This is a genomic window from Nocardia sp. NBC_01503, from assembly GCF_036327755.1.
GTDB lineage: Bacteria > Actinomycetota > Actinomycetes > Mycobacteriales > Mycobacteriaceae > Nocardia.
Genome location: NZ_CP109596.1, coordinates 73,425 through 89,084 on the forward strand (window position 1 = coordinate 73,425; position 15,660 = coordinate 89,084).

Annotated in this window: 11 protein-coding genes and 1 CRISPR repeat array; of the genes, 4 read left to right on the forward strand and 7 right to left on the reverse strand. The window is 63.5% G+C overall.

The features are described from left to right. Positions 1-2: 2 nt before the first annotated feature. The 5 genes from cas7i to OHB26_RS00385 all read right to left on the reverse strand — a co-directional run bounded on the left by cas7i (position 3) and on the right by OHB26_RS00385 (position 8,277). A complete protein-coding gene (gene cas7i / locus OHB26_RS00365) occupies positions 3-1,058 on the reverse strand; it encodes a type I-B CRISPR-associated protein Cas7/Cst2/DevR (RefSeq protein WP_330182251.1) in 1,056 nt (351 codons plus the stop codon). After that, on the reverse strand, positions 1,055-2,476 hold the full coding sequence (locus OHB26_RS00370) for a hypothetical protein (RefSeq protein ID WP_330182252.1): 1,422 nt from the start codon (positions 2,474-2,476) through the stop codon (positions 1,055-1,057). The genes cas7i and OHB26_RS00370 overlap by 4 nt, the downstream gene beginning before the upstream one ends. Before the next feature lie 56 nt (positions 2,477-2,532). Continuing rightward, the gene (locus OHB26_RS00375) at positions 2,533-3,276 is read right to left on the reverse strand and encodes a CRISPR-associated endoribonuclease Cas6 (RefSeq protein ID WP_330182253.1); all 744 of its coding nucleotides are present in this window, start codon (positions 3,274-3,276) and stop codon (positions 2,533-2,535) included. A gap of 585 nt (positions 3,277-3,861) precedes the next feature. Continuing rightward, positions 3,862-5,087: direct repeats of the CRISPR family, unit length 30 nt; unit sequence GTCCCCATCGCCCCTACGAGGGGTCGCAAC. 175 nt (positions 5,088-5,262) lie between these two features. Beyond that, entirely contained in the window at positions 5,263-6,945 is a 1,683-nt protein-coding gene (locus OHB26_RS00380) for a sensor histidine kinase (RefSeq protein WP_442942820.1), read from the reverse strand. Between the two features lie 525 nt (positions 6,946-7,470). Further along, entirely contained in the window at positions 7,471-8,277 is an 807-nt protein-coding gene (locus tag OHB26_RS00385; RefSeq protein ID WP_330182255.1) for an HpcH/HpaI aldolase family protein, read from the reverse strand. Between the two features lie 217 nt (positions 8,278-8,494). On the opposite strand from OHB26_RS00385, the gene OHB26_RS00390 reads away from it, so the two are divergent. From OHB26_RS00390 to OHB26_RS00405, 4 genes are read left to right on the forward strand one after another with little or no spacing between them, the layout of a single operon-like run. Next, positions 8,495-9,874: an LLM class flavin-dependent oxidoreductase gene (locus OHB26_RS00390; protein WP_330182256.1), complete on the forward strand. Its 1,380-nt coding sequence runs from the start codon at positions 8,495-8,497 to the stop codon at positions 9,872-9,874. An 8-nt stretch (positions 9,875-9,882) separates the two neighbouring features. Continuing rightward, positions 9,883-10,914, forward strand: a complete 1,032-nt coding sequence (locus OHB26_RS00395; RefSeq protein ID WP_330182257.1) for an ABC transporter substrate-binding protein — start codon at positions 9,883-9,885, stop codon at positions 10,912-10,914. Between the two features lie 58 nt (positions 10,915-10,972). Continuing rightward, positions 10,973-12,610 (forward strand): ABC transporter permease, encoded by a 1,638-nt coding sequence (locus tag OHB26_RS00400; protein ID WP_330182258.1) that lies wholly within the window; start codon positions 10,973-10,975, stop codon positions 12,608-12,610. 29 nt (positions 12,611-12,639) lie between these two features. Beyond that, positions 12,640-13,761 (forward strand): ABC transporter ATP-binding protein, encoded by a 1,122-nt coding sequence (locus OHB26_RS00405; RefSeq protein ID WP_330182259.1) that lies wholly within the window; start codon positions 12,640-12,642, stop codon positions 13,759-13,761. 475 nt (positions 13,762-14,236) lie between these two features. On the opposite strand, the gene OHB26_RS39675 is transcribed toward OHB26_RS00405, so the two are convergent. Further along, a complete protein-coding gene (locus OHB26_RS39675) occupies positions 14,237-15,004 on the reverse strand; it encodes a recombinase family protein (RefSeq protein ID WP_442942821.1) in 768 nt (255 codons plus the stop codon). Beyond that, positions 15,001-15,360: a hypothetical protein gene (locus OHB26_RS00420; RefSeq protein WP_330182260.1), complete on the reverse strand. Its 360-nt coding sequence runs from the start codon at positions 15,358-15,360 to the stop codon at positions 15,001-15,003. The genes OHB26_RS39675 and OHB26_RS00420 overlap by 4 nt, the downstream gene beginning before the upstream one ends. Positions 15,361-15,660: the final 300 nt, after the last annotated feature.

Genomic DNA, 15,660 nt, shown 5'->3' on the forward strand with positions numbered 1-15,660 from the left:
GATCAAGCAACCGGATCGTCGAACCAGTCATCGTGTGCCCCATCGAGGAACTCCTCGGCGAGCGCGTTCAACATCACCCGCGGATGGTCGAGGGTGAGCTGCTCGTCCTTGATCAAATCGGCGAGATCTGTGCCCGCTTTCTCACGGCTGTCGCCGAGAAACCCTGGTGCCCAGCCGAGGCGGACAGGTCCGTCCAGTTCGTCTTTCCATGCTTCGATTTCTTCCCTCAGGATCTCGGCGTCGAAAAACGTTGCGTGATCACGGTTTCGAATGATGCGAGTAAAGGGATTGGTGCCGCCTTTGATCGGCGCCAGCACGATCAGGCCCGGGGTCCGGTCACCGTAGTGCAGGGACTGCTTGGCCCCTCCTTTCACCGCGGCCATGGTCCGCAACAAGACGCCCACCCGCCGTCGGCGTTCCTGGATCGACAGCCGAACACACGACACCCCACGCACGCACACCTCCTCGGCCGAGCTGGCGAGCAGTTCCGCCGCCAGGGTGGGGGAAATCGCGGGTTTCATTGCGCTGCCACCGATTTCGAAGGTGCCGACGCGAGGAAGATCGAGTAGCAGATCACCGGCCAGGTCCGCGGTGTACATCTCGTGCTCGTGGATGACCGGGTTGGCATCGGGTCCGAAGCCCCGGCTCATCGTCCCGAAGTCCATGACGGGGTCGTTGGGGACGACAGCGACCAGGGTGCCGGTCGCCAGCACTGTGTCGCGCATGAAGGTCTTCGATTCGCCCTTCTTGGCGCCTTCTTCGTCGGCTTTGATCGCGATCATGTAGCCGAAGAGGTCATCATCGAGGTACCGGTCGGGTCGCCCACTGGTGTACGCCTGCTGCTTCTTTCCCGCACCGCTGCGGACGACCGGAGAGACCGGCTCGGTGCTGGGCAGCGAGTCGCGCAACCAGCGCCGCGAGGCCTGCGCAGACACGTACGGGACATGGTCTCGGCCCACCCTGAACTGCTTCACCATCCCTCGGTTGTCCTCGCCCCGGCCGTTATTGGGAGCACCGGCTTTGATCTCGAGTACGACCTTGCCTACCAAAAATGTCATCGCGAGTGCTCCTCGTTGTGGTGGTCGGCGGCAGGCTTCCCGGCTTCGGCGGCGAGTTCCTCGAGTTCCTCAGGCGAACCCTTTGGCTTCCAATTCCTGGCGGCGAGTGCTTCGATCACCGCGAAGAACAGCAGCCGCCGATGCGCCCAGCGGCCGTCGCCATCGAACAGCAGCCGACTCTCCCTGGTGGAGAGCAGAACCTGAGGCATTCCTTCAGGCCGGGCAGTGAGCAACCAGGTGACACTGTTCGAACGGAACCAGCCGTCGAGGTCCCCTCCTTTGGCGTTGGCACGCACGAAGTCCCGGAACGGCCCGGGCCGGGAGTCTTGGCCCAACAGCGCCGCGAGCCGCTGCGCCAGCTCACCGATTTGGGCGACGTCCTTCTCATCCATGCCGAGCACCTCGATGCAGTAGGAGTTCACAAGTGGGGCGAGCACCATCGACTCACCGGGAACAGATCCCTTGTCCGAGAGGCGTTCCCGTAGGTAATTGACGGTCCGATACAACACATCGACGGGATGGTCGAACACCCGCTTGGCCAGAAACGCTTCGCCGGGAACCGATTTGGCCGTCTGCGCGACAACCAACGCGCCATAGCCGGCGCGCCGTTCGGTGTCAGTGGCGGTCGTCCTGAGCCACTGAGCGCTCGGTTGCGTCATCTCCTGAACCCGTAAGGACTGCTCCTTGTTGGAGTTCGAGAGCACGATCAGCTCGACGCCGGCGTGGATTCGCCGATCGTAGGAACGCACCCGCTGCAACACCGTCAGCTCACGGGCATACGGCCCGTGCTTCACCTTCGCCGCCGAAGATTCGGCGGCGCTCAGCGTGCGCTCGACCGCGATCCGTGTCATACGTGAGAGAAAAACATCGTCCCAGGAATGAATCGCCGCAGCGCGTCCTCCCGAAAGGTCCGCACCATAGGGGAACGCCCACAGACTGGCGACACACGCGAAACACAGTGGTGTGCCGTTCTGTCCAGGTGCGGTCGTGTTGCGGTATTCGACGCTGGCCCCGAGTGGAATATCGACCTTGCCGAACCATCCGCACGCCGCACGATCGCAGTAGGCGCACGGCACGCCCGGCCACTCGGCTTCCTCCGGTCGCCGTCGCCACGCGCCGATCGACTCTCGACGTTGCGCCGCCGTCTGTCTGCCGCGGATCGTGGGGTTGATCCCAGAGTTCGGCCAGAGTGCGTAGCTGGCAGCCAGCCAGAAGCCGCCGGGGTCAGCGGGTTTGGGGACGCTGGCGGTCTTCTGCAGATGACTGGTCATCAGCTCGACGACCTTGTCGAACTCGTCGACACTCAGCTGTTCCGGATGCGAACGCTCCGCCAACGCGGCGATCGCGAAAGCGCCGATTCGCTGCAACGTGCTGGCAGTGAGCACCACCGTGCGCTGCTCAATGAGTGCGTCGGTCATCACTCCCATTCCTCGGGTTTCGGGGCCAGCCGCAGAGGCGACGCCGAGACCACGGATTACGAGCAGATCCAGCCCATACCAGCAGAATTGGCCTGCCCTAAGCCCCAATCATGCAGCGCCTGAAGCGTTTCGGGATCGCCCGAAACATCGACCTCGACGCACGCGCCCGGCTTCTTACCACCCGGCCCCTGCGCGCTGCCGACAGCGAAAGACCGCTTCGATCCGATCCAGCCGACCTTCTCCAACGTCACATCCGAACGCAGGCCGAGGGTTTCGGCCTTACGGCGAAGATTGGACTCGATATAGACATCCCACTCCGGCTCACCGGGCAGGCACCACGCCTGCCTGGTGAGCCGCACGCCCGAGTCGTCCCGACCGGAGGTCTTCATCACCACCGGTGTGCTGGTCCGGAACACCGCGCGCCCGGACACGAACTCCGCAGGCTCGAGAAGTTCGATCTTGTCGACAATGAATGCGGTTGCGCCCCAAGCCAGGACCGGCATCGTCGCCAAAGCTCGCGCCCACGCCTCGACAATCTCGGGCAACGGACTACCGAGTTCGAGGATGCCCGGCCCGCCCACAGGGTAGGTACCCGCCTGTTTACGTGCTGACGGAAATACCGGTGCCGAGTACCCGAAAGGCGCCATTTTGTAACGCCCATATCCATTGATATGCAGGTCTGCACCGAATTCAGGTGCAGCACTTTCCAATAACGCGTACACCAGCGCACGCCCAGGCTTCAACACCTCATCCCACGGCAGCTCCCGAGCCCCAGTGTGAAACGTCAACCGCAGCCGCATCAGATACCCCGATTCTGAACTGCTGAGGAGAACCGGACGCTGTCGAGCGCTGCCTGCCGGTGGCCGTCGCCATGATCGTGTGGCCTGCGCCACAAGGCAACGGTAGGCTCGCAAATCCCCGACGTCAACCACAAACACCAAGCAAGACATACAGTTTCGATCATCGGATCAACCCGATTGCCATGCAGCACATAACCTTCGAATGGCAGACTGTCGACGGTTATTCACTTTGGTCGCAACTGCTTCGCGTTCGGGGTGACTGATTCCTGAACGACAAGCGCATCACCCCTCTGAGGGTTCGGAACCCATGGCCATCTCGGCAGAACACCCCAGTCCGGATACCTTCCGCAAGAAGCCCGCCGGCCCCTCATTGCACGAGTGCAACAGCTATCGCACCTGTGTGCCTGGGGATACCCTCTGAGCATCAGGACGATTCGGCGTGAGCTCTCTACTCGGACACTGCCGACTAACAAATCCCGGAGATTTCAGCGACACGCCGTGCCCGCTTACACGACTGGAGGTTCACTGCAAAATCGGCAAGAACAACCAACCGGAACGATTGGTAACCAGGCGTTTTACGGTGGGGTCCCCATCGCCCCTACGAGGGGTCGCAACCCGATCCCGGGTTTCATGAACCGACCATGCCATTCATGAGTCCCCATCGCCCCTACGAGGGGTCGCAACCTTCAGCTGGTGGGCGACTGGCAGACCCGCAGCGCGGATGTCCCCATCGCCCCTACGAGGGGTCGCAACGTGCGACTCTGGTCGCCATTCCCGCGCACGGACAGGTCCCCATCGCCCCTACGAGGGGTCGCAACATATGAGCGGTATGGGCGAGGCGACGGCGGCCGCAGGTCCCCATCGCCCCTACGAGAGGTCGCAACTCCGCATATCCGGCGGCGGACCCGGATCGGATGGTGCGTCCCCATCGCCCCTACGAGGGGTCGCAACGCTGCCACTATGCCGCCGGACGTGATCGCCATGGAAGGGCCGGTCCCCATCGCCCCTACGAGGGGTCGCAACTGTCACGCACGGGAATAAGCAAACTGCGACTGCTGGTCCCCATCGCCCCTACGAGGGGTCGCAACGTCATGTGGACTTGCCGAGTTGCTGGCGCATCCGCGTCCCCATCGCCCCTACGAGGGGTCGCAACCTGGCCAACACACCCCGGGCCGGAACAACCACGGGTCCCCATCGCCCCTACGAGGGGTCGCAACCTGGCGCTCACCGCCGTGCAGGAAGCGTCCATGTGGTCCCCATCGCCCCTACGAGGGGTCGCAACAACGTACCGCGCAGGTCACCCCGGAAATCCTGAATCGTCCCCATCGCCCCTACGAGGGGTCGCAACTTCACCGTGAAGTGCTTCACGGCCGCGTGGGAGGGTCCGGTCCCCATCGCCCCTACGAGGGGTCGCAACAAATACGTTGCGTTGATGCATGGGTAGCTCATGGGTCCCCATCGCCCCTACGAGGGGTCGCAACGATACAGCTCACACTGGCCAGTACCGGAATGGACGTGTCCCCATCGCCCCTACGAGGGGTCGCAACTGTCGGCCGAATACGCGGCCAGTTTCGAGATCATCGTCCTCATCGCCCCTACGAGGGGTCGCAACTTGCCGCCGCCCGCCGTGATGGTGAAGGTATACGCCTGTCCCCATCGCCCCTACGAGGGGTCGCAACATGTCACCAACCTGTACCTGACCGCGCTGGCCCGCGTCCCCATCGCCCCTACGAGGGGTCGCAACTCGGGCAGCATCTCCCATGTCAGCTTGTATTCGCGGAGTCCCCATCGCCCCTACGAGGGGTCGCAACCCCATCTATGCGCAGCGTCGCGGTGACATTACTCATGGTCCCCATCGCCCCTACGAGGGTCGCAACATCGTGACGGCCCTGCAACAAATCGGTGTGTTCTAGGTCCCCATCGCCCCTACGAGGGGTCGCCACCGAACGAGAGCAGTTGGACCGCCGGACGCCGACGGCGGAATTGTCAGGCTAGAGGCGCAGTCCAGCGCAGACGGGTTCCATGGGGTTGCGCGGGGCCGGAAATGAATTGTCCACCGGCGTGCAGCGCACGGTGAGTGAGGTTGGCCAGTCCGCTCGGGGTGATGTCGTCACCGAATCCACGGCCGTCGTCTTCGACGGTGATGGTGACGTCGTCCGCGACGGTGATCTCGACGGTGAGGGTACTGGCGCCTGAGTGGCGCACGGCGTTGCTGACCGCTTCTCGCACAACGGCTTCGACGTGGTCGGCAAGGGTGGGCTCGACCACCGACAGCGGACCCGACACTCGCAGTCGCGCGGTGATGGCGGAGTCGGTGGTCGGCTGGGCTACCGCGTCCTCGAGGCGTTGCCGCAACCGCGTGGAGGTGCTGTCGCCGCCGTGCAGGTCGAAGATCGCGGTGCGGATCTCGGTGATGACCTGCTGCAGGTCGTCGGCCATATTCGAGACCCGCAGTCGGATCGCGGGGTCTCGGGCGCGAGCGGCGGTGCCCTGCGCGCCCAAACCGATGGCGAACAGGCGCTGGATGACGTGGTCGTGCAGGTCACGGGCGATACGGTCGCGATCGGAGACCACGTCGAGTTCACGCAGCCGATGCTGGACGTCGGCCATCTGCATGACCAGCGCGGCCTGAACAGCGAAAGCCGCGGCCAATTCGACGGTCTCTTCAGGGTAGGGGCCCAGTTGAGGATCCCGCACGACGATCAGCACGCCGAGCATCGCGTCGGGGGTGTCCAGCGGCAGGATCAATGCCGGGCCGGTTCCGGGCATCGCGTTGGCGAGGGGGTGGGTGCGGCGGTCTCCGAGTTGGACCGGCCGGTGCTGGGTGTACGCGTCGCCGACTGCGGTCGCGGTCACGTGCACCACCTGTTCGCGGTGTTCAGTGTCGGGCCCGGCCCAGTGCGTGACGGTGAGTTCGGTGACCTCCGGGGAAGGGATTTCGGTGTCGGCGGGAACCGCGAGCGCCGCTTGGCGAGAGTCTGTCAACGTGCGGGCGTGTTCCACGACGTGGGCAAGGACTTGTCCGGGGTCGGCGTCGGCGAGGAATTCGGTGGCGATGTCGCGCATCGCGGAGATCCACGATTGCTGGGTTCGGGAAGATTGATACAGGCGCGCGTTGTCGACCGCAACACCGGCTGCCGAGGCGAGTGCCTGCACGATCACCTCGTCGTCCTCGGTGAAGGGCTGCCCGGCGGCCTTCTCTGTGAGGTACAGGTTGCCGTACACCTCGTTGCGGATACGGACCGGTACACCGAGGAAGGTGTGCATAGGCGGATGATTCGGCGGGAATCCGACCGAGGTCGCGTGCTGGGCAAGGTCGTCGAGTCGGATCGGTTTGGGCAGCGTGAACAGCAGGCCCAGCACCCCAAGACCGCGCGGCAGCTCACCGATACGGGCACGTGTGGCCTCGTCGATGCCTTCGTGAACAAACCGTTCGAGCTGATCGTCGTACCCGCGCACCCCCAGCGCACCGTAGCGCGCATCGACCAGGACGGTCGCCGTGTGCACGATGGTGCGCAGTGTTTGGTCCAGATCCAACCCCGCGGTCACCGCCAACATGGCCTCCACCAGCCCGTCCAACCGGTCGCGGGTGTCGATCATCTGCTCAATCCGGTCACGGGTCTCAGCCAGCAACGCACGTAACCGTAACTGCGACAACGTGTCTCGCATCGAAGCGGTATCGCCGCCGAAGTCCCCGGTTGATCGTGCGCTGACAACCTCGTGATCATTGAGTGACGGCATAGCCCGTCTTTCTGCACCCTGGTTGCGGCCCGTTGATCACATCTCAGGACCTAAGGGAACACCGTCCAGTCTAGGCCGACCTCCGATCGGAGAGTGTAGTCAGACCGCCGCTCCGCCGACCGCCTGACTATGGACCAACGACACCAAACATCACGGACATCCGCTCCAGGTACATCCCCATCGGCCCACCGACATCGGCAGCAGCGTGCGTCCGGCACTCAGTAGTGGCACCCCCCGGTATTTCCGGACTTTCAGTGGACTCTCCATCGTGTCGATTTCAACGCCGATGGATGTTGGAGATCCAGAAAGCCACATCGAAGTTGGTGCTCGAGCTTTGTCGGTGGCTCGCACCGCGCCAGCTTCCATGGTGATGATGTTGCGGCGCAAAGGATTCCAGGACGCCCGTATCATAAGTACCTGACACGGATCCCCCGGGGGAAAGTGTCCTGCCCTTCAGATGCCGTTTCGCAACTGGTCGTTCCAGGCCGTGATGGCTCGCCCGAGGTGGCGGATCTCGGGACCCGCTGAAACGAACTTCATGCCCGCTTGGATGGCGTCCCGCAGCACACCGCCTTCGATCGGTACGCCACCGATGCCGGCGAACTTGCCCGCAGCTTCGGCCGCGCCGATCACGCGACGGTATGCCGCCCATGCCTTCTCGCTGCCGTGCTCTCCTGGCACACCGATATCGGCTGTGAGATCGTTGGCACCGATCAACAGCATATCGATGCCGTCGACGGCCACGATCTCGTCGATCCGGTCGAGCGCCGCCTGCGACTCGACCATTGCGATGACGAGCGTCGCCGCATCGACCGCGGCGGTTGCCGCGTTCGACGACACTGTCCGGAAGTCGAAGAACGGCAGAGCAGACGAGATGCCTCGTTCACCGCGCGGGGCGTAGCGAGCGGCCTTCACCGCCGCCGTCGCGTCCTGCACGGAATCCACATGCGGGACAATGATTCCGAGCGCACCGCCGTCGAGACTTGCTCCGATGCTCTCCGAGTAAGCCGAGCGGACATGGATGAGCGGCGTGATTCCAGCCGCGAGCGCGGTCATGTTGATGTGCGAGGTGGCATCGTCGGTGATCGTGCTGTGCTCCAGGTCGACGAAGACACTGTCGAATCCGGCGGCGCGGGCAAGGAACACGATCTCTGGAGTCCGCACGAGACGGATCGACAACGTCGTCGCCACGTCCCCCCGACGGAGCACGTTGAGCACAGTGTTGGACACCTCGGGTACGTCGGTGGCGGAGTTCGTCACATGTCCGTCCTTTCGGTCGGTGGCAACGACCCGCACCCAGATTCCGAACTCCGAGCCGCCGTCGTAGTGCGGTCCTGCTGGTCCCCGACGGCTGACGCAACGGGGACTTGTGCCGGAGGATGTCGCTCCGTCAGACTACGTGGTAGGTACCTGCCTTGGCGATTGACCGTGCGGTGCACGGGCTTTCGCAGACGTACCGACGAATAGGGGTAGCGACATGATGCACCTCATCACCTGGCTCACGGGAAACAGCTACCACCCCGCCGGATGGCGTCACGAATTGGCCTGGGAGCGCACGGCCATGCGCCTGGACGTCTTGATCGAGGTCGCGAAAATCGCCGAGCAGGCAAAGCTCGACGCACTGTTCGTCGCGGACGGCAACGGTGTGCGGAACATGGACAAGGTGGGCTTGTTCGAAGCCAATACCCCCTCCGCTCGTCCCACCGTCCACGATCCCGTCACCCTGATGTCGGCGATCTCGCAGCACACCAAGCACATCGGACTCGTCGGAACCGCGTCCACAACCTACGAGTCGCCCTGGGTGGTAGCGCGTCGCTTCGCCTCGCTCGATCATTTGTCGAACGGCCGGGCATCGTGGAACGTCGTCACCGGATCGAATCCGGGCGACTCCGAGAATTTCGGCCTCGAGCGTCACCCCGATCGCAATGAGCGCTATGCACGCGCAGAGGAGTTCGTGTCGGCCTGCAAGGCACTGTGGGACAGCTGGGACGAGGATGCCTTCGTTGAGCGCAAGGACACGGGACAGTTCCTCGATGCGACCAAGGTGCGAACCGCTGACTTCAATGGACGATATTTGTCGGTCAAAGGCCCGCTGAACGTCGCGCGCTGTCCGCAGGGGCGTCCGGTCTTGTTCCATGCTGGGCAGTCCGAAGGGGGCAGGCGCTTGGCTGCCCGGCATGCGGATTGCATATTCGAAGCGGCGGCGAGTGTCGATGCGGCGCGAGAGTTCTACGCAGACCTCAAGTCTCGCCGAGCCGAGCTCGGCGGGAACCCTGACCACCTGCGCGTCATCGTCTCGGTGGCCGTGTACATCGGCAGAACCGAGCATGAGGCCGAGAGTCTGTACAGCGAGCTGAACTCGCTCATCAGTCCCGACATCGGCGCGGACTTCCTCGCGAAGGCGGTTTCCGAGGACCTGACCGGGTATCCGATCGATGGTGCGATGCCGGACCTCAGCGCATCGGTTGTGGGCGGCAATTCGATACGGGGACAGCTCGATTCGATCGCCAAGGCCGAAAATCTCACGATCCGGCAGATGTACCAACGTGTCGTGCCAACCATGGGCAACACCGCTCTGATCGGCACCGCGGCACGGATCGCCGACGTCATGGAGGAGTGGTACACCACCGGCGCTTGCGATGGCTTCGTACTCGGCGCTTCGATAAACCCATTCACGCTCAAGCTGATTCGGGACGAGCTAGTTCCTGAATTACAACGTCGAGGACTGTTCCGAACGGAATACAAGGGAACGACACTTCGCGACAACCTCGGGCTACCCCCGGTGGAGAACTCGTTCGACCCTGCCGCATTTCCACCGTTGCCAGCACGAGGCGCTTCCGGCAATCCCCAAATGTAAGGAACACCATGTCCGTTCGGCTGTGCAGAAGTGGCCTGACCATCGCCGTACTCCTCTTGGCAGCGAGCCTGACGGCGTGTTCCCAGGGCCCGCCCGCAGCCGATACCTCTACCGAGGGCACTCTGACCTGGTATACGGACGATGACGCTCAGGAAGTGGATCCCGTCGTTCGCGAGTTCACTAAGCAGACCGGTATCAAAGTGGTACTGCTCGCCACAGAGTTCGTCGCCCAGCGACTGCTGTCGGAGTCAGCGAGCAACGTCGCTTCGGCTGATGTGATCTCCTTCGCCGGGGCGCCGAGCGTGCTCAAGCTCGAAAGTGCGGGCGTCCTCGCCAAGCTGCCGGTGGGCGTATCAACGGCTTTGCCCGAGCAGGACCCCGTCTTCGTCAGCAAGAGCGGGAACTGGTTCTCGAACCAGGCGTCGTCGTGGGGTGTCTTCTACAACACCGACCGAGTGGACGCGAGGCACGCGCCGACAGATTTCAAATCCTTTCTCGACCCGTACTGGAAGGGCGAGTTCTCCATCCCGATCTCCACGAACGACAGTTCCATCGAGGGCTACTACCAGATCGCGCAGCAGCCATCACTCGGGAAGGAGTTCCTGACCACGCTCGGCAAGAACAACCCGGTGATCTCCAGCAGCAGCGGCCAAGGCGTCAGCGACGTGATCGTCGGCAATCAGCTCGGTGGGATCACCAACGACAACGCGGTCTGGCAACAGATCGAAAAGGGCGCGCCGCTCGCGTTCGCCTACCCTCCCGAGGGCACGACGTTCTCGCAGAAGTACAACGCTCTCGTTGCGAACGCATCGCATCCCAAGGCGGCGGAAAAGTTCTTGGAATTCCTGGTATCGAAGGACGCCGCCACCCTCTTGTCCGCATCGACCGGGAAACTGAGCACCTTCCCCGGCATCCCATCGAAGCCAGCCGGTCGGCCCACCATCTCCGATGGAAAGTTCTTCCCGTTGCCCAATCCACAGGATCTCGTCGATGCGCAGGCCACCATGAAGCCGTTCTTGAAAGAAGCGTTCAACGAATAGCCGACAGGGTTGGACCGAGCTGCTGAGTCGACCTCGATGGCGCACCAGGTTCAGCCGGGTGAGGGTGTGGATCCCCGCCGCGGTGCTGCTCCCCTTGGTCGTGATGCCCATGACCTTCTTGGTCTATGGGTCCTTACAGTCGGCCCCTCCCGGCCAATCAGGCCTGTGGACCCTGCGGAACTACGACGTGCTCTTGTCGGGAGAATTCCTCGAACTCGTGGGGAACAGCTTGCTCCTCGCCGCGGCAGTAACCGCGATCGCACTCGCATTAGGAGCTGTCCTCGCGATCGCACTCACACGGTGGGATGTGCCGGCGGCCAAGTTCTTCGACTCAGTGACAATCATCCCGGCCTATATACCGGCGTTCGTCGGCGCGATCGCCTGGTCGTTCCTGCTTGCACCTCGGTCCGGATACCTGAACGCGCCCTTGGCTGCGCTGGGCCTTCCCGCCGTCAACATCTATTCGTGGGGCGGAGTGATCGGCGTGCTGTCGGTCTACAGCGTTCCCGTGGTCTATCTCAATTTACGTCCGGCGCTGCTGTCGGTCAGCAAGTCCTCGGAAGAGGCGGGGCGTCTGCTCGGAGCCAGCCGGTTCAGAGTCGCGCACGAGATCCTCCTGCCGGCGGTCCGCCCCGCGATTCTTTCGTCCGCCCTTATCGTATTCATCAATACCCTCGGGGATTTCGCTGTCGTCGGAGTGCTTGGGGTGCGGGCACACATCGACGTAGTGGCGCTTCGGATCGTCGAGCTCACGACCAAAGGAGTCTTCGATACGGGTCGTGCCGCGGTGCTCGGTGTGGTGCTAGCGATGTTCAGCGTCGTCGCACTGAGCGTGATCGTCCGCGGGCTGGCGCATCGCGACCTGGCCACCATCGGTGCTCGGCACAGCACGGAGTCCGCTACGACCTCACGCGCCCTCAGACTTCTGGGACTCGCTCTGTGTCTGAGCTTTGCGCTGATCACCGTAGTCCTGCCCGTCGCGGTGCTCGTGATCGGCTCTCTCCAGCCATACCTGTCGACCACCTTCAGTTCTGGGTGGACGATCGATAACTACGCGCTGATGGCCCGCTATCCAGGAGCACTCACCTCGATCACCAACAGCGTGCTGTTGTCCTTCCTCGCCGCGACCGTGTGCGCTTTCCTGTCTGCGGTGCTGGCCTACATCGTGGTCAGACGTCAGGGATGGTTGGGAACGCTCGTGGAGTACCTCTCGATGTCACCGCTCGCAGTGCCGCACATGGTGTTCGCAGTCGCGCTGGTGTGGGCCTGGGTCGGCACAAGCGGTGTGTTCTACGGAACCAAATGGATTCTGCTGGCTGCCTATGTGGCCCTGTTCCTGCCGTACTCCATGCGGGCCGCGGTGACCGCATTCCAGCAACTCGACCCGGTGCTCGAGGACGCCGGACGGATATCTGGGGCACGGTGGCCACGGGTCATGCTCCGCATCGTGACTCCGCTCGTCCTTCCGGGAATCTTGGCGGGCGTCATCATCGTGCTGTACCACACGATGAAGGAGATATCGGCGTCACTCGTGCTCTATCCGCCGGGTGAGCCGGTGATTTCGGTCGTGATCTGGAGCCTGAGCTACCAGGGGCAGTTCGCCCAGCTCTTCGCGTTGTGCGTCGTATACATCGCCCTCATCTTCGCCCTCGTGGCCAGCATCAGCGCTCTCGGTCGTCGATACATGAGGCTGTGAGCACCCATCGATCGATTCGGAGGCGACTCGTGGCGCTGCTGATTGTTCAGAACGTGGGCAAGACCTTCCAGCGTGCCGGTGGTGACGGTTCCGGACTGCGCCGGATCGAACTGGACGTCGAGCGCGGCGAATTCATCAGTCTGTTGGGTCCGAGCGGATGCGGCAAGACCACGACACTGCGGTGTATCGCCGGATTGGAGACGCCCGACCATGGCCGGATCGAACTGGATGGCACGGTCCTCTTCTCGTCGGATCGGTCCTCCGGGCATCGCCCAGTGAACGTCCCCCCGGAGCGGCGCGGCATTGCCATGGTGTTTCAGGACTACGCACTCTGGCCACACATGAACGTCTTCGAGAACGTGGCCTTCGGCCTACACGGCGCGCGTCTCTCTCGTGCCGAGGTCTCCACCGAGGTCGAGCTCACGCTCCGGAACGTGCGACTGTGGGACCATCGCGACAAAAGGATCTCGCAATTGAGCGGTGGGCAGCAGCAGCGCGTCGCGCTCGCCCGCGCATTGGCTCCGAAGCCGAAAATCATCCTGTTCGACGAGCCGCTGAGCAACCTGGATCCCCAACTAAGGGACGACATGCAGCTCGAGATCCTCGAACTGCAGCAAAGGATGGGGCTGACCTCGATTTGGGTGACCCACGACCAGGAGGAGGCGTTGGGGATGTCGACCCGTGTTGTTCTGATGAACGACGGCAGGGTCGAGCAGATCGGGAAGCCAGCCGAGCTCTGGAACAAACCCGCGACGAGCTTCGTAGCGAGCTTCCTCGGCACGACCAACCGCATGTCCGGCACTGTCGTCACCGCTGAGAACGGCGGCGGCCCGAGGCTTGCTCTCTCGGTCGACGGAGCACCGTCGGTGTATCTGCCAGAAGGAACAGGATTGGAGCCGGGCAACCAAGCGTCAATTTACGTCAGGCCTGGGGCGATCACGATCTCCACCGAGCCCATGAACGGGCGCGCAAACGTCTGGAAGGCACAAGTCCTGGGACAGGTGTTTTACGGCGAATACACCGTCGTGACCGTAAAGGTCGGCAGCACGCGCCTAAAGGTCAGGAGTGACCACTTCCTCGAATCGCCGCCGGAATATCTCGACGTGCAAATGGATCCTTCGAACATCGTTGCTTTCCGCGACTACGTGTGAGGCAAGCCTTTCGAGACCGCAAACTTGTCGCATGAGCCGTTCGACGCGCTTGCGCCCCAACATGATTCCCAATCAGACCCGGAACTCGGCATGCACCCGGGGTGATCCGTAGGTGCTCCGTGAGGCGGTGTGGATTCGCGTGATCTCCGCAGTCGGCTCGGCATCGGCGACGGCGCGCCAAGGGCCCGCGGCTACGCCATTCGTACATCTCGTACTTCCGCGGGCCGCGCTTCCAAGACATCGCAACGGAGTTCGTCCAGGCCTACGGCGGCTTCGACGCCGTCGACCTGACCGCCAGAACGGCTCGGGGACTGGTCCTGTTCACCGACCGCGCCCTGGCGGAGAGCTGGCACGCTCGCCACCAGAAGCACACGGTTCTCGGGCAGCTGTCAGCCGAGAAGAACCTGCGACGCCCAGGCGTGTAGCGCCGCATCCTCCACCGCGCTCCCCCGCTCGCCTGACTCGGAGCACCACATCATGGCGGGAGCCTCCGCCAACTTGAAAACCCAGTTCGCAGGGCTCGAATGAACATGTCGACGTGCCATTTGTCCGCGCCTTGCTTGCGTTTGTGGCGAAGATGGCGGTGCTGCAGAGACAGAACCTCGATCGGGGCCCGGGTGCCGTCGCGGAGACCGTGTGCCGTGCGGGCTGCGGCCCACCAGTGGTCGCGGATAGGGGTGAATTTGCCTGCGGCGCGGGCCTTTTCGAGCACTGTGGACCCTGGTAGCGCGCCGGGCTTGCACAGGAGTCGTTCCAGGTAGTGATCCAGCTCCGGCACCGTGCCCAGGAGGCGCGGGCCCGGCGCGCCGCCCAGCCCCTGCGCCGTGACCACCCAGTTGCCCTCCCCTGTCGTCGACGCTGTGGACGGGGCAGTGTGCTTTTCTCCCGTCTCGCGCAGGTCAGGGTGGATGAACTCTCCGAGGTCGAGCGAGTTCACCAGATCACCCCCAGTAATAAGGGGTTTGAGAGCACTCGGCCGCACTTCAGGGGAAGCTTTCCCTGCGTGGGTGCGCTGGGCCAGATACTGCTTCGCGCTGTCGGTGCGCAGCACGTTACGAAGGTTGGAGTGGTCCCACTGCTCCGTCCTCCGGGGGGTCGGGATCTTCTGATCGGTTAGCCACCGCGCCGTGACGCGTAAGGACATGCCGCTCGCCTGCAGGTCGGCGACGAGGTCAAGCAGCGCATCACTGGCAGCCCGAGGCCGCCCGGCCCGGCGCTTGGGATGCGGTTCCGCGGGGCTCACTGCCCGTTACCCGATTTCTTGTGCCCGGAGGGTGCAGGCGGGCTCGGGGCAGGACCACGCGCATCGAGTTCGCCAGGCCCACCGGAGGATTGGTCCGGCGGCGACCCGATAAGGGAGGCGATCGTGGTGAGAGTGCCGCAGATCAGGCTCAGCACGTCGTAAAGGTTGGTGAGCAGCTTGTCGAGAATCCGTTCGCCAGATTGGCACTGGTCTTCCGTCCGCCCGAACAGGCTGACCAGCAACGCGCAAACAATGCACAAGGAGTACAGGCCGATCAGCGACGCGATCAGCCACAGGGCGAAGCCAGCAGGGTAATTCCAATCGAACGACACAGTGTTGGACGTGCCGGTGGACATGGTCGTCTCCCGTAATTCAACGGACGACGCGCACACGCGCGATCTTCCGCAGGTTGGTTAGGGCTCAGAACCAACCTGGGAAGTGGGGCCACGCTCGATATGCGGTGTTGCCGTGGCGATCTGGCCCGGAGGATCGCCACGCTGGCGCAAGGCGTCGACGCGCGCGTCGACGCGCAGTTGCCGCGACAGGCAACCGAGAAGGAAGAGCAGAACTGCCGCGATCCACAGCAGCAAGTCCAGGAGATCGCTCGGGCGCATACGCCGACTCGGGCGCTGGCGGGCACAAGCCAACATCGACGC